The sequence below is a fragment of the Maribacter sp. Asnod1-A12 genome (assembly GCF_045063735.1).
GTDB lineage: Bacteria > Bacteroidota > Bacteroidia > Flavobacteriales > Flavobacteriaceae > Maribacter.
On sequence record NZ_JBEFNZ010000006.1, the window covers coordinates 604,760 to 627,344 of the forward strand.

The following is a 22,585-nucleotide window of genomic DNA, read 5'->3' on the forward strand; positions in this document are numbered from 1 at the left end:
AATGACAAAACTTAGCGTTAACGTAAACAAAATTGCAACTCTTAGAAATGCCCGTGGCGGCAATGTTCCAGATTTACTTAAGGTTTCTAAAGATTTAGAAAGTTTTGGAGCGCAGGGGATCACTATTCACCCTAGACCAGATGAACGTCATATTAGATACCAAGATGCGAGAGATTTAAAAAACACGGTAACTACAGAATTTAATATTGAAGGTAATCCGGTTTCAAAATTTATTGAATTGGTTCTAGAAGTGAAACCAGAACAAGTTACACTGGTACCAGATGCTGTAGATGCCATCACATCAAACGCAGGCTGGGATACTATAAAGCACAAAGAATTCTTAACCGATGTTATCAAAACCTTCAAAGAAGCCGGCATCCGTACTTCAATATTTGTTGACCCCAATCCAAAAATGATCGAGGGCGCAAAAGCGGTAGGTACAGATAGAATAGAATTATACACTGAAAGTTACGCTACGGACTACGAAAAAAATAAAGAAGAAGCTATAAGACCATTTATTGAAGCCGCCAAACGTGCCAACGAATTAGGAATTGGAATTAATGCCGGTCATGATTTAAGTTTGGACAACATTGAATATTTCGCCAAAAATATCCCTAACTTACTAGAAGTATCTATTGGTCATGCGCTAATTAGTGAAGCATTATACTTAGGGCTAGACAATGTGGTGAACATGTATTTACATAGATTAAAATGAAACAGCTATTACATTCGGTAATTTTAGGAGAAGGCAAACCTTTATGTATTCTACACGGATTTCTGGGCATGCTTGACAATTGGAAAACACTAGGTGCACAATACGCAGAAAATGGATTCCGTGTTCACCTCATCGACCAAAGAAATCATGGTAAAAGTTTTCATTCGCCAGATTTCAACTATGACATACTTGCTGATGATTTTCTAAATTATTTAGATGCACACGATATAGAAAATACTGCATTAATAGGTCATTCCATGGGAGGTAAAACCGCCATGCAATTCGCATGCACTTACCATGAACGGGTCAATAAATTAATTATAGCGGACATAGCCCCAAAATATTACCCACCACATCACCAAGAAATCATTGATGGTCTAAATGCTATAGACACCACCAATTTAAAATCTAGAAAAGATGCCGACGAGCAATTAAAGAAACATCTATCCAACCCAGGCATCAGACAATTTTTATTGAAAAACCTACAAAGAAACGATGACAAAAAGCTTTGCTTTAAATTTAATTTAGAAGTATTGAGCGATAAGATGGAAGAAATTGGTGACAACATCAATAGTTCTGATAGTTTTAATGGTCAGACCCTATTTCTAAGAGGTGATAAATCTGAATATGTAGCCAACAATGATTTTGATATCATACACCGTCATTTTCCTAAGGCTAGAGTTGAAACTATTGATAATGCTGGGCACTGGTTACATGCAGAAAACCCAAAACAGTTCTTTGAAAAATCAATTACCTTTTTAAACCAAGAATAAACTATAAACCTTTAATACCATAAGCCATGAAACTAATTTTAAGAATTCTATTAAGTGCAGTTGCCGTTGTAATTCTAGCCAATGTATTACCCAATGTATCTGTAGACAGTTTTATTACCGCAGTAATCGTAGCAGTTGTTTTAAGCATTTTAAACCTACTAGTAAAACCTATTTTAGTGATTTTAACGCTACCGGTAACCGTTATTACCTTTGGTCTTTTCTTGTTGATCATTAATGCAATAATTATTTTATTGGCAGATAAACTTATTGACGGATTTGCGGTTGGAAATATTTGGTGGGCATTGATTTTTAGTCTCTTGCTATCATTTTTACAATCAATCTTTTTTACACTGTTAAAAGATGACAAGTCATAGTTGCTTGTGATTTGAAATTCAATACTTTAAAAAATTGGTTGACTTTGCAAAATGTAGTATTTTTGCATCCCATTTTACACATGCAAATAGATATTAAGGAATGAATATTACGAAAGAGCAGATAGACGATTTAAATGCAGTAGTTAAAGTTGCTATCACAAAAGAAGATTACCAAGATAAGGTTGATACCATTTTAAAGGATTATAAGAAGCAAGCTAATATTCCTGGTTTTAGAAAAGGCCAAGTTCCTATGGGTCTTATTAAAAAGCAGTATGGTAAAGCCGTATTGGTAGATGAAGTAAATAAATTGTTGCAAGACAATCTTAACAAATACCTAACTGAAGAAAAGTTAGACGTTTTAGGTAACCCTTTACCAAAACAACAAGACAATTTTGATTGGGACCAAGATGAATTGGCTTTTGAATTTGAATTAGGATTAGCTCCTGATTTTGAAGTTTCTTTGAAAACCAAAAAAGCGATCACTCAATATAAAATTGTTGCCGACAAGAAAATGATCGACGAGCAAGTTGAACGTATTCAAAAGCAATACGGTAAACTTGTAAGCAAAGATGTTGTTAGCAAGAATGATGAAGTAAGTGGAACTTTCGCTAATGAAGCAGAAGAAATCGACAACAAAACATTGATTGAGACTGACAAATTGAAGAGCAAAAAAGCTTTAGACGCTTTAAAAGGCAAAAAAGTTGGCGATGTTGTTACATTGAAAACAAAGGGTCTTTTCAATGAAGAGCATATGTTATCAAGCGCTTTAGGCATTGATAAACAGAAAGCTGAGGCATTGGATACTGAAGTTACTTTCACCATTTCTGAAATTAACGAAAGAGAAGCTGCTGAATTAAATCAAGAATTATTTGATAAACTTTTTGGCCCAGACAGCGTTAAGACCGAAAAGGAATTAAAAGAGCGCATCAAAGAGGATTCTGAAAAACAATTTGAGCAACAATCGGATCAAAAGTTATTGAACGATGTTACCGAATATTTTATTGACAATACAAAATTTGAATTACCAACTGGTTTCTTGACAAAATGGATTCAAATGACTGGTGAAGAGCCATTATCTGAGGAACAAGCTGTTGAAGAATATGCTAAATCTGAAAAAGGCTTACGTTACCAACTTATTGAAGGTAAAATAATAAAGGATAATGAACTACAAGTTCAGTTTGATGAATTGAAAGAATTCTCTAAAGGATTTATTCGTTCTCAAATGGCACAATTTGGTCAATTAGATCCTAAAGAAGAAGAATTAGATTCTATTGCTGCAAGAGTTCTTGGCAACCAAGATGAAGTAAAAAGACTATCAGAACAATTGATGAGTCAGAAACTATTGAATCTTTACAAAGAAAAAGCGAATCTTAAGACAAAGGAAGTTACCTATGAAAATTTCGTGAAAGAAGTTTATGGATAAATTCCAAACAATAAATTAAGTATCTTTACGGTGCCGGAAATGAAATTTTCGGCACCTTTTTTTACTCTAAAATATAGACATACAATTTATGGATTACGGAAAAGAATTCAAGAATTTCGCTATAAACGACCAAGGTATTAGTAGCACATATTACGATTCTATCATGAGCAGCATGTACCCAACGAACATGACGCCTAACATTATTGAAGAACGTTCTATGAACATTGTTGCAATGGACGTTTATTCACGTTTAATGATGGATCGCATCATTTTTATGGGCACTGGTATAAACGACCAAGTAGCAAATATTATACAAGCACAATTATTATTTTTAGCGAGTGTTGATGCTAAAAAAGATATTCAAATTTACATCAACTCACCAGGTGGTAGTGTATATGCAGGTTTAGGTATTTATGACACGATGCAATTCATTACTCCAGATGTTGCCACCATCTGTACTGGTATGGCCGCTTCTATGGGAGCTGTTCTCTTATGCGCAGGTGAAAAAGGTAAACGAAGTGGTCTTCAACACTCTCGCGTCATGATTCACCAACCACTAGGTGGTGCTCAAGGTCAGGCCAGTGATATTGAAATTACAGCTAGAGAGATTTTGAAATTAAAAGACGAGTTATATCAAATAATTGCAAATCACTCTGGAACTGATTTAGAAAAGGTTCGTGAAGATAGTGACCGTGATTACTGGATGAAAGCAGACGAAGCTCTTAAATACGGCATGATTGATGAAATATTGGTAAGGGAAAAGAAATAATTTCGACCAATTGAATCAAATAAATTAATGATTTTTAAACCAAAAACGATTTTAGATCGTTAAGGAATAGAATAGAGAAGATAGATAATGGCAAAGGAAAATTTAGAGTGTTCATTTTGCGGTAGAAAAAAGCCAGAAACCAATTTATTGATTGCTGGGTTAGATGCGCATATTTGTGATCGCTGTATTGAGCAAGCTCACGGCATTGTTGCCGAAGAATCAAAGCAGACAAAGACCAACGATCTTTCTTCTGAACTTGTTTTAAAAAAACCTCAAGAAATTAAAGGCTTTTTAGACACCTTTATTATAGGACAAGAGCGTACCAAAAAGGTAATGTCTGTTGCTGTTTATAATCACTACAAAAGGTTATTACAACCTTCATCTGCAGAAGATGACATTGAAATTCAAAAAAGTAACATTATTATGGTAGGGCAAACCGGCACCGGTAAAACCCTTATGGCAAAGACCATTGCCAAATTACTTAATGTACCATTAGCAATTGTTGATGCCACTGTATTGACTGAAGCAGGTTATGTTGGTGAAGATGTAGAAAGTATTCTGACCCGACTTTTACAAGCTGCAGATTACAATCTTGAAAAAGCAGAAAGAGGTATTGTTTTTATTGACGAAATAGATAAAATTGCCCGTAAGAGCGACAACCCATCTATTACCCGAGATGTATCGGGTGAAGGCGTACAACAAGGTCTTCTAAAATTATTAGAAGGCACAACAGTAAATGTACCACCAAAAGGAGGCAGAAAGCATCCTGATCAAAAATTCATTGAAGTAAACACGGAAAACATCTTATTTATTGCAGGTGGTGCTTTTGACGGCATAGAACGAGCAATTACAAAAAGATTGAATATGCAGGCTGTTGGCTATAGTGCTTCAAAGTCAGATAACACTTTAGACGATAGCAATTTATTACAATATATCATTCCTAGAGATTTAAAAGATTTTGGACTTATACCCGAAATTATTGGCAGACTTCCGGTACTTACCCATATGAATCCGCTAGATAAAAAGACTTTAAGAGCTATATTGACAGAACCTAAGAACGCCATCATTAAACAATATGAAAAGCTGTTTGCAATGGATGATATTACATTCAGCATAACAGATCAGGCTTTAGACTATATTGTAGAAAAAGCAATTGAGTATAAACTTGGAGCAAGAGGCTTAAGATCTTTGTGTGAAGCAATTTTTACAGATGCCATGTTTGAAATGCCAAGCTCAGGTGAAACTAATTTTAAAGTCACCAAACCTTATGCAGAAGAAATGTTATCCCATGATACCATTAAAAAATTAAAGGCTGTCTCATAAAACTTTTACAAACTACTGAATATAAAAAAAGCGAAGATTTAAATCTTCGCTTTTTTTATGCTTTACTTTCTATATTATTTTCATACCACTTTTTTAATTTGTGGCGCAATTTGAGTTACTTCTTGTAATAAATCCATACATACTTTCTGAATGATTTTCTCATCTGTATATAATGTATGACCATAATTGGATAATATCTCCATATCAACACCTAAATTATTCGCCCATTCTTGACTTGGCATAAACTTATCATTAGCACCATAAACTAATTGAAAAGGCACATTAGGTCTATCGTTCTTTTTACGAATTCTAGTAGGCGACACGCCATATAAGGATTTAACTGGCAGTCCCTTTTTAGCAGCTTCCCATACGATTGTCGCACCAGTACTAAAAGCTAAATAATAGCAAGGCTCAGTTTCTTTTTTCAATAAATGTGAAACGGCAGTCTCAGTACCACCTTCTATAAATGCATTATGCACATTCTCTTCGGTCTGAACAAGAATATCCAAATTTGCCAATTGTTGGCTATCATAAAAAGTAATATCAAAATATTGTTGAAGGTATCCTAAATAAGATGTAATCCATAAACCTTTCTTAGCGCCCCACATATCGGAAACGATTACTAATTTCTCTGCCATAATAATAAATTTATAGTTTGGTTAAGTTTTGTTCCTGCAAGTTGAAATATTAACACCTACTACTACTATTTAATTGTTTACACGCTCAAATTATCGATGTAGTTCCATTTACAAGTCCTAATCCTAGATTAAAAAACCTACAAATTAACTATAAGACAAAAATTACGTATCAGGATATAAAAATATACCATCAACAGATTAAAAATAAAATTTTGTTGTGATTAGGTTAATATTTAGTGTGTATAGAGCAAATTACCGGTTCATTGGCAAAAGCTCTTCTAAATAATCTCTCTTATTAGAAAGTCTCGGAATTTTATGTTGACCACCAAGTTTATTATTAAGTTTTAACCAGTCATAAAATAAGTTTTTCCGAGCACTATGCACCAATGGAGAATTTAATGTAATATTATTGAGCCGCTTGGCCTCGTAATCAGAATTAAGAGCTTTTAATGCATTATCAAAAATTTCTACAAATGCACTAAAATCTTCAGGTAAGGTTCTAAATTCCATAATCCATTCATGAGCACCTTTCTCCTTATCTACCATAAAAACTGGTCCTGCTGTATAGTCAATAATTTCTGCGCCGGTCTTAGCACAAGCAATTTTTAACGCTTCTTCAGCATTCTCTATTATCAGTTCCTCTCCAAACACATTGATATGATGCTTTGTACGCCCTGTAACTTTTATACGGTATGGACTTTTAGAAGTGAAACGTACAGTATCACCGATTTTATATCGCCATAATCCAGAATTAGTAGTGATAACGATGGCATAATTTTTACCAAGTTCTACCTCCCATAAGGGTATTGCCTCTTCATCTATAGAGCTATAAACATTCATAGGAATAAACTCATAGAAAATTCCGTAATCTAACATCAATAACAAATCATCAGCTCCATTTCTGTCTTGAATAGCAAAAAAGCCTTCTGAAGCATTATAAATTTCATAATATCTAAAATTACTTCGTGGTAGTATCTTTTTATACTGTTCCTTATATGGACTAAAATTTACTCCACCGTGAAAATAAACTTCCAAATTATCCCAAACTTGAAAAAGATTTTCCTTACCGGTTTCTTCAAGTACTTTATTCATTAAAACCAACATCCATGACGGCACACCTGCTAGACTAGTTACGTTTTCATGAACACTCTCATGAATTATAGCCATAAGTTTACTCTCCCATTCACTCATTAAGGAAACCTTATTACTAGGCGTACTACTATACTCTGCCCATAATGGCATATTATCAATCAAGATAGCAGAGAGATCGCCAAATAAAGATCCGTTATCCTCATACAACTCTTTACTACCACCTAATCGAAGACTCTTACCGGTAAACAATTGAGAGTTTTCATTATTATTAAGATAAAGGCATAATAAATCTTTACTTGATTTAAAATGACAATCTTCAAGAGCTTCTGTACTTACAGGTATAAACTTACTTTTAGCGTTGGTAGTACCACTACTTTTTGCAAATAACTTTACCTTTGTTGGCCAGAATAAATTATGCTCTCCTTTTCTTGTGCGCTCAATGATCGGCTGAATTTCTTCATAACAAACAATAGGCAATCTTTCTTTAAAATCACTATAGGAATTAACAGACACGAAATCGTACTTTCTACCGACTTCGGTATCTTCGGCGAATTCTAACAATTGCAATAATACTTCTTCTTGCACCTCTTCTGGGTACTTCAAAAAAAGCTCTATCTGATGAAATCTTTTCTTCAGCAACCAAGAGGCTATGGAATTGAACAGAGTAATTGGCATTTATAAGTATCTTTGTGCTGTTAAAAATAGCGCATCTAACTATCATTTTCAAATTGATAATTCATTAAGCAAAATTTACATGCAATACGAAGGAGTACTTAGAAAAATGCAGACAGAAAAAGGAAGTCCAATTCAATATTATATGTTATTTGAATCTGATTTTTTAAATGTAAATCAAATTCTTGACAAAACATTAAAAATAGAATTTATTAAACATCAATGTCTTAATTGTGGTAATGACAGACCCATTTATAGACAAGGGTTCTGTAGAACTTGTTTTTTTGAAATACCTTCGGCAGGAGACTGGATTATGAGGCCCGAGCTAAGCAAAGCGCATTTAGATCAAGAAGACAGAGATTTGGCTTACGAGAAAAAAGTGCAACTTCAGCCACACATTGTTTATTTAGCCAATTCTAGTAATGTAAAAGTAGGAGTTACCAGAAAAGGACAAATACCAACACGTTGGATTGACCAAGGTGCTCATGAAGCCATAGAAATTGTAGAAGTACCAAATAGATACTTAGCCGGAATTACCGAAGTTGCATTAAAAGATCACGTTGGCGACAAAACCAATTGGCGCACAATGCTAACCAACACCGTCGTTGATGAAAATCTTCAAGAATGGCGAAATAAACTAAAGCAGTACATACCAGAAGAAGCTCTACCCTATTTTCTAGACTCAAGTTCAGAGACAGAAATACAGTTTCCAGTACTACAATACCCAACTAAGGTTAAAAGCCTTAACCTGACCAAAACACCCACTTTTGAAGGTAAGCTAAAAGGTATAAAAGGTCAATATCTCATTTTTGAAGACAATACCGTTTTCAACGTAAGAGGTAACGAAGGGCAATATGTTGGTCTTACTATTAGTTAGTACTATCTTTTTTCTTATTCCCAAACAGTCCTCCTAAAATATCTTTTGCCTTTTCTTTGACCGCTTCTTTCTCTGCTTCTGCAGGTACTGCATCTGTCTTTTCCGAGGCTGCAGATACGGTATCTTTTTTTGCAGATAGTAAACCTCCAAGAATATCTTTCGTCGAAGCATTAGAAGTCGTCGTCTGTTGACTAGTTGAATCTGAAGAGGTTTTATTACCACTTAACAGACCTCCTATTAAGTCTTTCGCCTTATCTGTACCCTTATCAATCAGCTTTTGTTTTTCTACCTCAATAAGCTTTGTGGTTAATTGCTTAACCCCCGATGTCAAATCAGTACTAACTGTGGGGCTATTATAAAGGCCTCCTATATTGGCCACAACAGGTACTGTTAAATCTGTCAAAGAAGGGTCATTGATTTTAGCTATCAATTTTGTTATATCAGAGCCCAAATATTTTGCTGGCACTTGTAAAGTTGCTTTATAATTCAACTTTTGATCAAAAGAATGGCTACCATCTACATTTATAGCTATATCCTTATAGTTTAAAGTAAAAGGTTTAACTGCCACTATCCCATCTTTAAAAGATAGAGAAGTTTTTAAATCTTTTAAACTCAACTGTTCCAAATCAATAAAATTTAAATTAGACACTAAAGAATTTAACACAGGAGCAGAATCGGTATTCACCTCATCAGTCATTAAATCAGCAAACAAATCCCCACTTAATGATAATAAATTTGGCATTAAATCATCTGTTAAGTTACCTGACAAAGAAATGTCTGAACTTAATTTACCATTTAGCATTTGAGCTATAGGCGCTACAGCCTTAAATAAATCAATTGAAGCAAATGTTTCTTGAATTCCTAATTGATTCAAATCTAACTTCATATTAAAAGTAGGAGTCTCATTTTTTGTAGACACATCACCACTAAAACCTATTTTACCTCCAAACATACCAGCAGACATGTTACTAAGTGTAGCAGTTTCATCCTTAATTTTTAGAACTCCTTTTACATCACTTAAAACAATATCATCATACAATACCTTTTTAGCATCTGCATTTATCGTAGCATCTAAGAAAGATGGAATTTTAATTTTTTCCTCTTGTACAGCATCACCAGAATTAGATTGACCTACACCTGTCTCTGCAGGCACCTCTGTCTCTGCAACCATAAAATCGGTTAATGCAAAAGTATTTGATTTAAGACTAAAATTACCTTCCACTTTTTCATCATTGAACATAAACCCTAGTAAATTATTTATGGTACCAGTGGCATCAAAATCTGTTGTACCCGTTGTACCATTCAATTGATTTAAAGTAACCGTCTTTGGGTTGAAGGTTAAACGAGCAGAATTAAATTTTACAGGATTAGCCAATTCGTCTGAGTTGTATTCAAAATTGGTTAAGCTTAAATCTCCCGAAGTATTAGTTTTCTCATACTGTTCGTTTTCTACAGATTGCATATCAAAAGCAGTTGTAATATCTGCCTTAAGCATTCCCTTTAAATCATATTCTGCCGGCACAGGGTAAGCCTTAGAAATATTGGCAAGATTCATGTTCCCGTCCATATGAGCTTTTACTTTCGTATTACCCATAAGCTCGGTTATACTAGAGGTAAGATTAAATTTATCTTCATCAATTTTAAAAGAAGCTTTATTTACATTAACATAAGTATCCTCTACAATACCAGTTTTGTTATCCAATTGAATATCAAAAAATACGTTACTAACTGCTTTAGGTAAATCTGGATACTTAAATGAAGCATTGTCAGATTTTAACTCAATATGAAATTTTGGAATATGAGTTTCGTCAACGATTCCGTTAAAATTACCGTTTACTGAAAAATCTCCAGTAGTACTCACATTTTCAATATCCTTCGAATATACTTCAGGAATAACTCCTAAGAAGTTTTTAAAATCTGAAGAAGGCGTTTTAAAGGTTAAATCTACCTCTTGATTTGTTTCATTTAATTTAATAAAACCATCGAAAACCAAAAGCAACTGATTTAATAATACCTCGTTTTTTAAAAAGGAGTATTTATTCTCATTTAAATCGATACCAATAAGGGCATCTAACTTAACTTTATTCTTGCTCAAATAGTTTACGCTATCCATTTCCAATGAAATAAAAGCATCGGTATGTGTATCTAACTCAGAAGTAGCTAAAGACAAATCGCCAGTTCCTGTATGTTGAAAATCATCTAATTTAAAAGCAATACCTGTTGAATTGTCAGTATAATAAATTCGTGTATTCGTGATTTCGTACGACTGTAAATCTAGATTAAAACCATCGGTAGTACTAGCCTCCTCTTCTACCGTAGCAGAAGTATCAGACGCCAAAGCTATGTCATAATTAGCGTTCTCTTCTTTATCTACCACTACATTAATGAATGCACCGTCTAAATTGATATTATTTATTGCTATGGCATCTCCCTCGCTTTTAAACAATTGCATGATACCCATGGTTAAGTCCAAATTTTCAGCCTTAAACAATGTATCACCTTCAAAAGGAGCTTTATTTAACAAAACAACATTTTTAAAATCTACTTCTGCGTTAGGAAAACTACTGATCAAACTTAAATTAGCCTCAGAGAAATCTAATGTGGCATTAACGTTTTCATTGACATTATTCTTAATAATCTCACCTATTTTAGCTTCTAAGAAGAATGGAGCTGCAATTAAAACTGCAATAATCAACACAATTAATACTCCTACAATTTTCAATATCTTTTTACCCATAGTATATTTTTATACTGTTTATTAAATGTTATTTTTCTAAAACATCTAAATCCAGTTCCTCATTTGGTTTTAGATTAAACCGTTTTCTCATAATATATACGAAGAAATAGAGAAAAGGGGTGTCTAGAAATGCTATAAAAATCTTAAAAATAAATCCGCTTACAACAAGACCGAAAAAAAGGTGCCACGGCAGTACTTTGAAGACACATAACAACCCCACAACGGTAAACGTATCAAGAAATTGTGATAAGAATGTAGAAAAATTGTTACGGATCCATAAATATTTCCCTTTGGTCAATCTTTTCCAAAAATGATATATAGCCACATCGACGTATTGCGCTAACAAATAAGCTATCATCGAAGCCAAGACCGCAATAGGCGAAAGCGCAAAAACTTGTGTAAAAGTTTCGTCATTTATAGGTGAAGAAGGAATTGCAGGCGCTACTTCTGCCAACAAAATAATACCCATGGAAAAGAAGGAAGCAAATATACCAGCGGTGACAATCTGGTTTGCCATTTTTCTTCCATATATCTCGGATATTAGATCCGTAATTAAAAAAGTTATGGGATAAGGTAAAATGCCCACAGAAACCTCAAAAAGAGAAACCCCATAAACAGTGAAATCCCCGAAGGGATTCCAATAAAAAAACTTTTGAAATATAAGGTTTGAAACCACTAGAGAAGTGATAAACAAAGCCCCTAAATACAGATAAATACGCTGTGCTAATTTCCTATCTTTTAAGGTCATATATTATTTAATATCTAATGCAAACGGCATTCTAGCCTGTATACCTTTTTGCTCTTTAAAAGACTGCAGCTCTTTCAACACTTTATATGCCTCCTCACCTATTTCATTTTTTAACACGTTCTCTTTTATTTGTAGACTAGCTCCTTCTAAATCTTCCATAAAGCGTTCAAATCCGCTTTTGTACTTAGGGAATTTCTTAATACCATAAGCACTTAATTCAGCCATCTCTGCGGCAGCATTGATTGCATCATCTAAATTACCTAGTTCATCAACCAGACCAACCTCTAATGCTTCAGTACCACTCCAAACCCTACCTTGGGCAACACTATCCACTTGTGCCATTGTCATATTTCTACCTTCTGACACTCTTCCTAGAAATGTTTGGTAAGTTTCCTCTATACTTTCTTGAATTTGATTTTTAAAACTTTCTTGCATTGGCTCAAAAAGCGAATAGTCTACAGCATTTTTATTGGTACCTACCTGTTCAGCATTAATACCAACATTATCTGCCAACTCGGTCATATTAGGCACTGTACCAAAAACACCTATAGATCCTGTTATTGTTGTTGGCTCTGCAAAAATCTTGTCTGCACCGGCAGCAATGTAATAACCGCCAGATGCGGCAACGTTACCCATAGATACAATTACAGGTTTCACTTTCCTGGCAAGTGCAACCTCTCTCCAAATAATATCTGAAGTTAAAGCACTACCACCTGGAGAATTTACCCGCAATACAATTGCCTTTATATCTTCGTCTTCACGAGCTTTAATCAATGCTTCATTTATAATGCCTTGGCCTATTATATTAGGACCACCTTCACCATATAATATTTCACCCTGCGCAAATACAATTGCGATTTTATCATCACCAGATTTCAATTTCTTTTTATTCGAATACTTTACATAGTCATCTAATTTGGTATAATTGATGTCTTCATCTTTCTTGATCTTAAGCGCACTTGCGATTTTACCCTCATACTCATCATAAAAAACTACATCATCAATTAAACCAGATCGCTTAGCATATTCAGGGTTTCTACCGCCTAAGGTATCCGCTATAATATTTAAATCAGATTCAGAAATAGATCTTGTTTTTGAAATATCTACAATCATAGAATTCCAAAGAGATTGAAGCAATGAAGTCAATTGGCTCCTATTGGCTTCACTCATGTTATTCTCAAGATATGGTTCAACAGCACTTTTATACTTACCATGACGTATAACCTCCATCTTAATTCCAGATTTCTCTTGAAGCTCTTTGTAATAAAGCACCTCTGTTGACAAACCTTTAAAATCTAAAACCCCTACTGGATTAATAAAAATTGAATCGGCAACACTGGCCAAATAATAATCGCGCTGCATAAAAAAATCCGCATATGCGTATATGAACTTCCCCTCAGCCTTAAAATCCTCCAATGATTTTCTAATAGCTTGCGTTTGAGCTAAACCAGCAATAATGAAATTGTTATTGATACTGATACCTTTAATACGATCATCATTTTTTGCTACTTCAATAGCCTGTATTATTTCATCTAACCCTTGCGACTCCTCAAAAATACCTGCAAATGGATCCAACTCATTACTACCCGTATAATCTGAAATCTGTCTTTGCAATTGTAATTCAAGTACAGAGTTATCCTCAACAGCAACGGTGTCTTCACCACTACTGACAAGGCTTACAAAAATTAAAAACATAACAAACATGATCCCAAATGCAAACAAGGAACCTAAAATTGAAGCAAGAAAATTTCTTAAAAAATTCATTTAAATCTTTATTTTAATAGTAAACAAAGATAACTAATGTGGATATGTTTTAGTTATTTTGTCCTAATATTATGGGAGTATACAAAACAGCATTCTTATCTATAGGCAGTAATCTAGGCAATCGTCAATTGTTATTACAAAAAGCCATTTTCGAAATCGGAAAAATAACCGGTGAAATTAGGCAAGTTTCCGCTGTCTATGAAACTCCGTCATGGGGTTTTGAAGGGGAAGATTTCTTGAATGCCTGTTTAGAATTGCAGACATTACTTGCTCCAGAAGATTTATTGGACAAGCTATTAGCTATAGAGACTCATTTTGGAAGAGAAAGAAACGAAAGTGACAATTACCAAAGTAGAACTTTAGACATTGATATTATCTATTACGAAAAAGATATTATCAAGACAGAGAACTTAACGGTTCCACACCCTAAAATGCAAGACAGAAAGTTTATTCTAAAACCGCTTGCAGATATTACTCCGCAATTCTATCACCCCATATTCAACAAAGACACTAGAAATTTACTGCAAGAATGTAAAGATAAGAGTACTATAACCAAACAAATAAAAAGACTTTTTAAAAGTAGACATTCATTTTTTGCTAGCCTACAATATGTTGCCATAGAAGGTAATATTGGTGCAGGTAAAACAACATTGGCTACTAAAATCTCAGAAGATTTCAATGCAAAATTGATTTTAGAACGATTTGCCGAAAATCCGTTTTTACCTAATTTTTATGAAGACCAGGCCAGATATGCCTTTCCGTTAGAAATGTCGTTTTTAGCAGATCGATATCAACAATTTACAGAAGACACCAATCAATTAGATTTATTTAAAAGTTTTATGGTAAGCGATTATGATATTTTTAAATCGCTGATTTTTGCCAAGGTTACACTACAACAAAACGAATTTGATTTATACAGAAAGGTATTCAATTTCATGTATAAGGAAGTTAAAAAGCCAAAAGTCTACGTTTATCTGTACCAAACCACAGAAAGATTATTACAACAAATAAGGCAACGTGGCAGAGATTATGAGCAAAATATAGAGCTTACCTATCTAGAAAAAATTAACCGGGGTTATTTCGACTTTTTAAAGACATACCCTAAAGAAAATCAATTGATTATAGACGTTAGCGAGCTAGATTTCGTGAGACATTCAAGAGATTATGAAGCCATTTTAACCAAGATCGAAGACTTTGCCCTAGCTAACTTATAACGATAATAAATTAAATTATTTCTTGCGTAAATGAAAAGAAAATCTTTTATTGTGCAAGCATACGTGCAACTAACTAACTCAAACTATACTAAAAAACCTGGTCTACGACCAGGTTTTTTTATGCGTTTAACTTACTCCAACAATCCCAAACCACAACGCCAACACTCACTGAGATATTCAAAGAATGTTTGGTGCCGAATTGCGGAATTTCCAAAACCTCATCACTAGCAGAAACTACGTTCTGAGCAACACCCTTAACCTCATTTCCAAAAATAAGCACTTGCTTTTTATCTTTTGCTGGCGCATAGTCATTTAGCTGAGTTGAATTTTCTGCCTGTTCAACAGAAATAATATGACATCCATCTACTTTAAGCCTAGTTACCAATTCAACAGTATCTGCTACATGTTCCCAGTCAACACTATCCGTAGCTCCTAAAGCGGTTTTATGAATATCTTTATGAGGTGGCGTAGCGGTAATTCCGCACAAGTATATTTTTTCGACCAAAAAAGCATCCGCGGTTCTAAAAACAGAACCAATATTATTTAAACTCCTTATATTATCAAGAACAATTATCATAGGAGATTTTCCGGCAAGCTTATACCCTTCCACATCAATTCTATCCAACTCCTCATTTCTTAATTTTCTCATACTTTAAAATTCAATTTTCATTAGTTTGAAAAGGTTATAAACTTATCCTGAAATATCAACAATGATTTAATTTCCAGAGATTAAATTATACTTTCGTGAAGGAGCAAAATTAATGAGATAAAGATAAAGTGGCGGATAAAAGCAAGACAAAAAAGGTAACTCCTTTAATGAAGCAATACAACACCATCAAGACCAAGTATCCTGATGCATTATTGCTGTTTCGTGTAGGTGATTTCTATGAAACTTTTGGTGAAGATGCAGTAAAGGCTTCACGCATATTAGGTATTATTTTAACCAACAGAAATAATGGTGGAGAAAGAACCGAATTAGCTGGTTTTCCGCATCATTCTTTAAATACCTATTTACCAAAATTGGTAAAAGCAGGTCAGCGAGTTGCTATTTGTGATCAGTTAGAGGACCCTAAGCAGACCAAAACCATTGTCAAAAGAGGTGTTACCGAATTGGTTACCCCAGGAGTGGCAATGAACGATGACATCTTAAACTCTAAAACAAATAATTTTCTTTGTGCCGTTCACTTTGGAAGAAAGAAAATAGGAATTTCGTTCGTAGATATTTCTACAGGTGAGTTTTTAACGTCAGAAGGTAGTGAAGAACAGATTGACAAATTACTTCAGAATTTTTCACCTAATGAAGTATTAATATCCAAAGCGCATAAAAAAGAATTCTTAGAGGTCTTCGGTAAAAATCACCACCTATTTTATCTAGAGGATTGGGTTTTTCAAGAAGATTATGCTTTAGAAAATCTTACATCACATTTTAACACCAATACCCTAAAAGGTTTTGGTGTTGACCATTTAACCTGTGGCATCATAGCATCTGGCGTAGTTTTACATTACTTAGGTGAAACCCAACATCGCCAATTGCAGCATATATCAAAACTGCAACGTATTGCGGAAGATGATTATATATGGATGGATAGATTCACCATTAAAAACTTAGAACTTTACCATTCAACTAATGTCAATGCAGTAACACTTTTAGACGTCATTGACAAAACCATCTCACCCATGGGTGGGCGTATGATCAAAAGATGGCTTGCCTTACCTCTTAAAAATTTAGAAAAAATTAAAAGGAGACAGCAGATTGTTTCCTTTCTGTATGATGAAGAAGTTATACTAGAAAAATTTCAACACCATATTAAACAAATGGGCGATTTAGAACGATTGATTTCTAAAGTCGCTACAGGCAAAGTCAACCCGAAAGAAGTAGTTCAATTAAAAAATTCTCTAGAAGCTTTAATTCCTATTAAACAATTAGCCACCTCTTCTAAAAACGAATCGTTAGCCTTAACGGGAGACCAAATACAGTCGTGCGATTTATTACGAGCCAAAATAAAAGAGATGCTTAGCGAAGAGGCACCCGTTAACATTTTAAAAGGTAGCACCATTGCCGAAGGTTTTTCAGAAGAACTAGACGAATTAAGAGGTTTGGCGACATCGGGTAAAAATTACTTGAACAATATGTTAGAAAGGGAAACTGCCGCAACAGGTATTACCTCCCTAAAAATAGCATCTAATAATGTATTTGGCTATTATATAGAAGTTAGAAACACCCATAAAGATAAAGTTCCAGAAACCTGGACCCGTAAACAAACCTTGGTCAATGCCGAGCGTTACATTACCGATGAGCTTAAAGAATATGAAGCAAAAATTCTAGGTGCAGAGGATCGTATCTCAACCTTGGAGCAACAATTATTTTCACAACTGGTGGTATGGATGCAAGAATACATTGCCCCAGTTCAAAATAACGCATACTTAATAGCTCAGCTAGATTGCCTTTGCGGTTTTGCTCAATTGGCAAAAGAAAACGCATACAATTGTCCGTCTTTAAACGATTCCACAGATTTAGAAATAACAGATGGAAGACACCCCGTTATAGAAAAACAATTACCATTAGGTGAGCAATATATTGCCAACGACTTACAGTTAGACCGTTCCAATCAACAATTTATAATGATTACCGGTCCTAATATGAGTGGTAAATCTGCTTTATTAAGACAAACGGCATTAATAGTTTTACTTGCGCAAATGGGTAGTTTTGTACCCGCTGAAACAGCAAAAATTGGTGTTGTAGATAAAATATTTACACGTGTAGGCGCTAGTGATAATATTTCAATGGGAGAATCTACTTTTATGGTAGAAATGAATGAAACAGCATCTATTCTTAACAACCTATCTGAACGCAGTCTGGTTCTCTTAGATGAAATCGGTAGAGGTACAAGTACCTATGATGGTATTTCCATTGCATGGGCAATTTCAGAATACCTACACGAACACCCGGCAAGAGCAAAGACCATGTTTGCCACACATTATCATGAGCTCAATGAAATGACCAACACCTTTAATCGCATCAAAAACTATAATGTAGCTATTAAAGAATTAAAAGATACCGTTTTATTCCTAAGAAAATTAGTTCCTGGTGGTAGTGAACACAGTTTTGGTATACATGTGGCTAAAATGGCGGGTATGCCACAACAAGTAATTCAGAAGGCAAACAAGATTTTGAAAAAGTTGGAAAATAAACATGTTAGTGAAGATGTAAGTGATAAACTTAAAAGTGATTCTGACGAAATGCAACTCAGCTTTTTTAACCTAGACGACCCATTATTGGAAGAAATTAAGGAAGAAATCACACATTTAGACATAGATACGCTAACTCCGGTAGAAGCTTTGATGAAATTAAATGAGATTAAAAGGCTGTTAACCAAGGACAAAAAAGCGACTTCGTAATTTTTTTAATTCTTTTGCGCATTTTTACTTTGGTTTTTACAGAATTGTATTAAATTTGCACCCGCATCTTTTAAGAGATGCACGTTCTTTAAAATTTGCGAAAGTAGCTCAGGGGTAGAGCATCACCTTGCCAAGGTGGAGGTCGCGGGTTCGAATCCCGTTTTTCGCTCAGAAAATGTTGCCGGTCAACATTTTTTTCAATGCTAAGTATGCTCGAGTGGTGGAATTGGTAGACACGCCGGACTTAAAATCCTGTGCTCTTTGGGGCGTGCGGGTTCAAGTCCCGCCTCGAGTACCACAAACCCCTGAAATCAATTGATTTCAGGGGTTTTTTATTTTATATACATTTCAAATCGAAGTCTTCAGTTATTCATTAACTTTAGTTTTCATTATAAGTGCATGCTGAAAAAAATATTAAAAATATCTGGCTTATTACTATTAGCATTAATTCTAATGATATTTGTCTGCAATAGTATTATTTCTAGCACTGCAGAAGAAAAAACTTATTCTGATATATCCTCAATTCCAAGTAATCGTGTCGGTCTTGTTTTAGGGACCTCTAACAGATTAACAGACGGTTCTCCCAACCCATATTACACCTACCGAATAAATGCAACCAAAGCACTTTACAATGCCGGTAAGATTAAATTTATATTGGTTAGCGGGGACAATGGCAGCATCTATTATAACGAACCGGATACCTTTAAAAAAGATTTGGTAAAAGCGGGTATACCAGAAAAAGTTATATTCTTGGACTATGCAGGTTTCAGAACCCTAGATTCCATGTTTAGGGCAAAGTTTATATTCGGCTTAGACAATGTTACCGTTATCTCGCAAAAATTCCATAATGAAAGAGCTATATATATTGCCAAACAAAAAGGATTAAATGCTATAGGGTTTAATGCAAAAGATGTTTCTACAAGCCAAGGTTTAAAAGTTCAAATCAGAGAATACCTTGCCCGTGTAAAAGTATTTATAGACATGATTCTTAATACACAACCTAAATTTTACGGTACAACTATCGAAATAAAATAAATTACACTAAAACTTATTTACAACTAATATCTCTACAATAACAAGTTTCTTGACAACGTTTAAAACAGCTAAAATTCTAAAAACTTTTGTGCTGCTTAAACAATTAAGACCTCAAAGATAAACTCTTAGCTATTCAACGATAAATAAAGTACGCTCGTTTTGTTTATGAAGAAAATCTAAACAGTAAGCACCATTAACACAATTATTTACAATGTTTTCTTCACCATAACCGGTTGCTTCAATAATATTACTTGAATTCAATCCATTACTTAAAAGATAGTTCTTAATTACGTCTGCTCTCGCCTGCGACAACCTTTTATTAGACGACGTACTACCTCTTGTATCAGTATAGGATTGTATTCTCAACCTCATCTGTGGAAAACGCACAATAGCATCTACAACTTTATTCAATTCAGTTTCAACTTGAGGGTTAAGTACCGATTTACCCTTATCGAAATAGAATTTATTAAGTTTTATTACCGTTTTATCTTCTGTTTGAGTTACCAAGTCTTCCATTCTTGCAAGCCCCATATTATAAGACGTATTTTGAATTTCTTCCATCCCTTCTTCAGAGTAAGTAGTTGAAAAAATAGAATAACCGTCACTCATAGCCTGTATGGTCACCTGAGACATCCAAGGCACTTCTACTCTAAAGGTACCATCATTACCTGCAATAACTTCTTTTAATACCTCTCCCTGTTGATTTAATAATCTTACCTGGGCTCCTTTTAAGCCTACTTTATTTCTAAGGTTAACCACTTTACCACCTAAAGCAAATGTTTTTAAGCCTGGTGCATTTTTAAGCTGAAAACCATAAATATCATCTCCACCTTTTCCACCCGTTCTATTAGAAGCAAAAAAACCTGACAACCCTGTGTTCTCAATATTCCTAATTATGAATCCGAAATCATCTGCTGTTGAATTAATTCCCTCACCAAGGTTTACCGGTATAGTGTAAGCATCATTAGGTAACATATTAGATTTGTAAATATCCATTCCTCCAAGACCATAGAAAATATCCGAAGAAAAGTACAAACTACCGTCAAAAACGTATGGAGCAATTTCGTTTCCTGGCGAGTTTATTCTAGGTCCCAAGTTTATTGGCGCAGACATAATTTGCCCGTTATTCGTATACACATAATACAAGTCTGTGCCGCCATAGCTATCTTCAAAATTGGCTGCAAAATATAAACGCCCTGTAGCATCATCAAAGAAAGGATAGTAAAATGACGTACTTAAATCTTTTAATATAAATCGAAATCTATTATCCTTTGTAAGCGTACCTATTGCCAATGCATTTTTACCATTCTCATTATACCTAAGCTCACCATCTTCTTCATTGGATAGGATATAAAAAAAAGTTTCCAGTTTTTCAGAATAATATGGGGTAGCCTTATGAAAGTCCGTCGCTGGAATTACCTTAAATGTTTCAACATCTACCAAAATGTTACTAGAACTTAGTCTTGCAAAATAGATATCTAAATAAGATTCACCAGTAGGCTCGTATACGTTTTTACTATTTCGCCCTCTACTGCTACTAAACAATATTCCGTTCTTATAAAACGTAGGCGAAAAATCTCCTTGCGCACTATTGACACCCAAATCACGTACAAAACTGTTATCTGTATTTGTCGGAATTTCCAACAAGCTGTAATTAAACTCTGCATTTTCTAACAATTCTGGAGATAATTTATCGGCCTTAGACCCTAAAAATGTCTTTACTCTATCTCTTTCAGAATTTTTCGAAAGGCTCTGTAACATTTTATTAAATCTGTTAACAGACATAATAGTATCATTCTTGTTGACTTCTAAATACAATTTAGACGCCTTTTCATAATTATTCGTACTAAAATAAGAATCAGCCAAGTTTAATAACTGATGATTAGTTAATGGATTTTTCTCCATTTCACTATTATACTCCGTTATGGCTTTTTCATATTGATAGCCATAAAAAAGATTATCGGCTTTAGATTTTTTATCTTGAGCCGTACTTAAAAATGGTACAAAAATTAGAAATGCTATGATTAGTTTAAATCTCATTATAGTTCAGTTTAAAAGAATCGAGGTGAATCAATTTGTTTCGGTTTACCCTTAGCATTCTTATCACTACTCCCTTTTGATTTTGAAGGTCCTTTTCTTCCTAAATAGAATTTAAGAATAATCTCATGAGAGCCATTATTAAATTCCCCCAGTAAATTTGTATTATAATCGTATGAATACCCTGCAAATAATTGATTGGAAATTTGAAAACCTACCAAGCCACTAAATGCATTATCTAAACGATAAGAAACACCAGCAGTAACAACTTCAGAAATCAAAAAATTACTCGATAAATTAAGATTAACAGGTGAACCAGAAATGGTATTAACCAAAAAAGCCGGCTTAAACTTTAAATTATCTGAAAGCTCAAAAACGTAACCACCAATAAAATTAAACTGTAGCTTATCTTCTACTATTGATGCAACCTCGTCATTGTACACCCCTTCTGTTAAAAAATTTGGTACAGAAGCACCTAAATACCAATCTTCTGAATATAAAAAAGCACCGGCACCTACTGTTGGATAAAACTTACTTAACGTTTCTTGACTAAGGTTTTCACCTGGATTTTCAAAAGTCCCCTTTGAAAAATCAACATTCAAAAATGAACCACCTGCATCAATACCAAAAGAAAGTTTAGTCTCATCGGTCACCATTATTTGATAGGAATAAGAAATGTCGGCATAAGTTTGAGTTACAGGCCCCAACTCATCGTTAACAACATTAAGTCCTAAACCAACTTTTTCATTTTTAAAAGGCAAATTCGCTCCGAACCGAAAAGTTCTTGGCGCACCTGGAATATCGATCCATTGCGCCCTGTATAAACCAGACAACTCTGGCGTTTCTACCGTACCTACATAGGCCGGGTTGAAACTACCTATGTTATACATATACTGCGTGTATTGAGGTTCTTTCTGTGAAAATGCATTAAAGCTTAACAGAGTAAATAGAACAAGAGCAATAGTATAACTCGATTTATTAAAGTTATAATCCAT

Annotated in this window: 18 protein-coding genes and 2 tRNA genes; 12 read left to right on the plus strand and 8 right to left on the minus strand. The window is 34.2% G+C overall.

What is annotated here, in order from left to right:
• Position 1: 1 nt before the first annotated feature.
• The 6 genes from ACJJVP_RS02630 to clpX all read left to right on the plus strand — a co-directional run bounded on the left by ACJJVP_RS02630 (position 2) and on the right by clpX (position 5,377).
• On the plus strand, positions 2 to 715 hold the full coding sequence (locus tag ACJJVP_RS02630) for a pyridoxine 5'-phosphate synthase (RefSeq protein ID WP_405410530.1): 714 nt from the start codon (positions 2 to 4) through the stop codon (positions 713 to 715).
• Complete coding sequence (locus tag ACJJVP_RS02635) at positions 712 to 1,488, plus strand: alpha/beta fold hydrolase (protein ID WP_405410531.1); 777 nt, start codon at positions 712 to 714, stop codon at positions 1,486 to 1,488. The genes ACJJVP_RS02630 and ACJJVP_RS02635 overlap by 4 nt, the downstream gene beginning before the upstream one ends.
• A gap of 26 nt (positions 1,489 to 1,514) precedes the next feature.
• Positions 1,515 to 1,862, plus strand: a complete 348-nt coding sequence (locus tag ACJJVP_RS02640) for a phage holin family protein (RefSeq protein WP_084684625.1) — start codon at positions 1,515 to 1,517, stop codon at positions 1,860 to 1,862.
• A gap of 100 nt (positions 1,863 to 1,962) precedes the next feature.
• Entirely contained in the window at positions 1,963 to 3,285 is a 1,323-nt protein-coding gene (gene tig, locus ACJJVP_RS02645; protein WP_405410533.1) for a trigger factor, read from the plus strand.
• An 88-nt stretch (positions 3,286 to 3,373) separates the two neighbouring features.
• A complete protein-coding gene (gene clpP, locus ACJJVP_RS02650) occupies positions 3,374 to 4,054 on the plus strand; it encodes an ATP-dependent Clp endopeptidase proteolytic subunit ClpP (protein WP_405410535.1) in 681 nt (226 codons plus the stop codon).
• 87 nt (positions 4,055 to 4,141) lie between these two features.
• Entirely contained in the window at positions 4,142 to 5,377 is a 1,236-nt protein-coding gene (gene clpX, locus ACJJVP_RS02655; RefSeq protein WP_405410537.1) for an ATP-dependent Clp protease ATP-binding subunit ClpX, read from the plus strand.
• An 80-nt stretch (positions 5,378 to 5,457) separates the two neighbouring features.
• Here the strand turns inward: clpX and ACJJVP_RS02660 are convergent, their stop codons facing one another.
• A complete protein-coding gene (locus ACJJVP_RS02660) occupies positions 5,458 to 6,015 on the minus strand; it encodes a hypothetical protein (protein ID WP_405410538.1) in 558 nt (185 codons plus the stop codon).
• Between the two features lie 252 nt (positions 6,016 to 6,267).
• Positions 6,268 to 7,782, minus strand: coding sequence for a GH3 auxin-responsive promoter family protein (locus ACJJVP_RS02665; protein ID WP_405410539.1), 1,515 nt, complete (start codon positions 7,780 to 7,782; stop codon positions 6,268 to 6,270).
• 79 nt (positions 7,783 to 7,861) lie between these two features.
• Between ACJJVP_RS02665 and ACJJVP_RS02670 the strand changes: the two genes are divergently transcribed.
• Positions 7,862 to 8,656 carry a DUF2797 domain-containing protein gene (locus ACJJVP_RS02670; RefSeq protein WP_405416120.1) on the plus strand — a complete coding sequence of 265 codons (795 nt, stop codon included), beginning with the start codon at positions 7,862 to 7,864 and terminating at the stop codon, positions 8,654 to 8,656.
• Here ACJJVP_RS02670 and ACJJVP_RS02675 read toward each other — a convergent pair.
• From ACJJVP_RS02675 to sppA, 3 genes are read right to left on the minus strand one after another with little or no spacing between them, the layout of a single operon-like run.
• Entirely contained in the window at positions 8,649 to 11,393 is a 2,745-nt protein-coding gene (locus tag ACJJVP_RS02675; RefSeq protein ID WP_405410541.1) for an AsmA-like C-terminal region-containing protein, read from the minus strand. The genes ACJJVP_RS02670 and ACJJVP_RS02675 overlap by 8 nt on opposite strands.
• A 28-nt stretch (positions 11,394 to 11,421) precedes the next feature.
• Positions 11,422 to 12,141: a queuosine precursor transporter gene (locus tag ACJJVP_RS02680; RefSeq protein ID WP_405410543.1), complete on the minus strand. Its 720-nt coding sequence runs from the start codon at positions 12,139 to 12,141 to the stop codon at positions 11,422 to 11,424.
• A gap of 3 nt (positions 12,142 to 12,144) precedes the next feature.
• On the minus strand, positions 12,145 to 13,905 hold the full coding sequence (sppA, locus tag ACJJVP_RS02685) for a signal peptide peptidase SppA (RefSeq protein ID WP_405410545.1): 1,761 nt from the start codon (positions 13,903 to 13,905) through the stop codon (positions 12,145 to 12,147).
• Positions 13,906 to 13,976: 71 nt separating this feature from the next.
• Here sppA and folK point away from each other — a divergent pair, with 71 nt between their 5' ends.
• Positions 13,977 to 15,119: a 2-amino-4-hydroxy-6-hydroxymethyldihydropteridine diphosphokinase gene (gene folK, locus ACJJVP_RS02690; RefSeq protein WP_405410547.1), complete on the plus strand. Its 1,143-nt coding sequence runs from the start codon at positions 13,977 to 13,979 to the stop codon at positions 15,117 to 15,119.
• A gap of 118 nt (positions 15,120 to 15,237) precedes the next feature.
• Here the strand turns inward: folK and ACJJVP_RS02695 are convergent, their stop codons facing one another.
• A complete protein-coding gene (locus ACJJVP_RS02695; protein WP_405410549.1) occupies positions 15,238 to 15,768 on the minus strand; it encodes an RNA methyltransferase in 531 nt (176 codons plus the stop codon).
• A 167-nt stretch (positions 15,769 to 15,935) separates the two neighbouring features.
• Between ACJJVP_RS02695 and mutS the strand changes: the two genes are divergently transcribed.
• The 4 genes from mutS (at position 15,936) to ACJJVP_RS02715 (ending at position 19,553) form a co-directional block, all read left to right on the plus strand.
• Entirely contained in the window at positions 15,936 to 18,518 is a 2,583-nt protein-coding gene (gene mutS, locus ACJJVP_RS02700) for a DNA mismatch repair protein MutS (protein ID WP_405410551.1), read from the plus strand.
• Positions 18,519 to 18,615: 97 nt separating this feature from the next.
• A tRNA-Gly gene (locus tag ACJJVP_RS02705) sits at positions 18,616 to 18,687 on the plus strand.
• 42 nt (positions 18,688 to 18,729) lie between these two features.
• Positions 18,730 to 18,816 (plus strand) — tRNA-Leu (locus ACJJVP_RS02710).
• 101 nt (positions 18,817 to 18,917) lie between these two features.
• Entirely contained in the window at positions 18,918 to 19,553 is a 636-nt protein-coding gene (locus ACJJVP_RS02715; protein ID WP_405410552.1) for a vancomycin high temperature exclusion protein, read from the plus strand.
• Positions 19,554 to 19,682: 129 nt separating this feature from the next.
• Here ACJJVP_RS02715 and ACJJVP_RS02720 read toward each other — a convergent pair whose 3' ends face one another.
• Positions 19,683 to 21,593 (minus strand): OmpA family protein, encoded by a 1,911-nt coding sequence (locus ACJJVP_RS02720; protein ID WP_405410553.1) that lies wholly within the window; start codon positions 21,591 to 21,593, stop codon positions 19,683 to 19,685.
• A gap of 11 nt (positions 21,594 to 21,604) precedes the next feature.
• On the minus strand, positions 21,605 to 22,585 hold the full coding sequence (locus ACJJVP_RS02725) for a type IX secretion system membrane protein PorP/SprF (RefSeq protein WP_405410555.1): 981 nt from the start codon (positions 22,583 to 22,585) through the stop codon (positions 21,605 to 21,607).

Coding starts and splice junctions, on each gene's coding strand:
- mutS (WP_405410551.1), top strand. CDS start 15,936: ATGAAGCAATACAACACCATCAAGACCAAGTATCCTGATGCATTATTG.
- ACJJVP_RS02670 (WP_405416120.1), top strand. CDS start 7,862: ATGCAATACGAAGGAGTACTTAGAAAAATGCAGACAGAAAAAGGAAGT.
- sppA (WP_405410545.1), bottom strand. CDS start 13,905: ATGAATTTTTTAAGAAATTTTCTTGCTTCAATTTTAGGTTCCTTGTTT.
- clpP (WP_405410535.1), top strand. CDS start 3,374: ATGGATTACGGAAAAGAATTCAAGAATTTCGCTATAAACGACCAAGGT.
- clpX (WP_405410537.1), top strand. CDS start 4,142: ATGGCAAAGGAAAATTTAGAGTGTTCATTTTGCGGTAGAAAAAAGCCA.
- ACJJVP_RS02715 (WP_405410552.1), top strand. CDS start 18,918: ATGCTGAAAAAAATATTAAAAATATCTGGCTTATTACTATTAGCATTA.
- ACJJVP_RS02660 (WP_405410538.1), bottom strand. CDS start 6,015: ATGGCAGAGAAATTAGTAATCGTTTCCGATATGTGGGGCGCTAAGAAA.
- tig (WP_405410533.1), top strand. CDS start 1,963: ATGAATATTACGAAAGAGCAGATAGACGATTTAAATGCAGTAGTTAAA.
- ACJJVP_RS02640 (WP_084684625.1), top strand. CDS start 1,515: ATGAAACTAATTTTAAGAATTCTATTAAGTGCAGTTGCCGTTGTAATT.
- ACJJVP_RS02665 (WP_405410539.1), bottom strand. CDS start 7,782: ATGCCAATTACTCTGTTCAATTCCATAGCCTCTTGGTTGCTGAAGAAA.
- ACJJVP_RS02695 (WP_405410549.1), bottom strand. CDS start 15,768: ATGAGAAAATTAAGAAATGAGGAGTTGGATAGAATTGATGTGGAAGGG.
- ACJJVP_RS02725 (WP_405410555.1), bottom strand. CDS start 22,585: ATGGATTATAACTTTAATAAATCGAGTTATACTATTGCTCTTGTTCTA.
- ACJJVP_RS02635 (WP_405410531.1), top strand. CDS start 712: ATGAAACAGCTATTACATTCGGTAATTTTAGGAGAAGGCAAACCTTTA.
- ACJJVP_RS02720 (WP_405410553.1), bottom strand. CDS start 21,593: ATGAGATTTAAACTAATCATAGCATTTCTAATTTTTGTACCATTTTTA.
- ACJJVP_RS02680 (WP_405410543.1), bottom strand. CDS start 12,141: ATGACCTTAAAAGATAGGAAATTAGCACAGCGTATTTATCTGTATTTA.
- ACJJVP_RS02630 (WP_405410530.1), top strand. CDS start 2: ATGACAAAACTTAGCGTTAACGTAAACAAAATTGCAACTCTTAGAAAT.
- folK (WP_405410547.1), top strand. CDS start 13,977: ATGGGAGTATACAAAACAGCATTCTTATCTATAGGCAGTAATCTAGGC.
- ACJJVP_RS02675 (WP_405410541.1), bottom strand. CDS start 11,393: ATGGGTAAAAAGATATTGAAAATTGTAGGAGTATTAATTGTGTTGATT.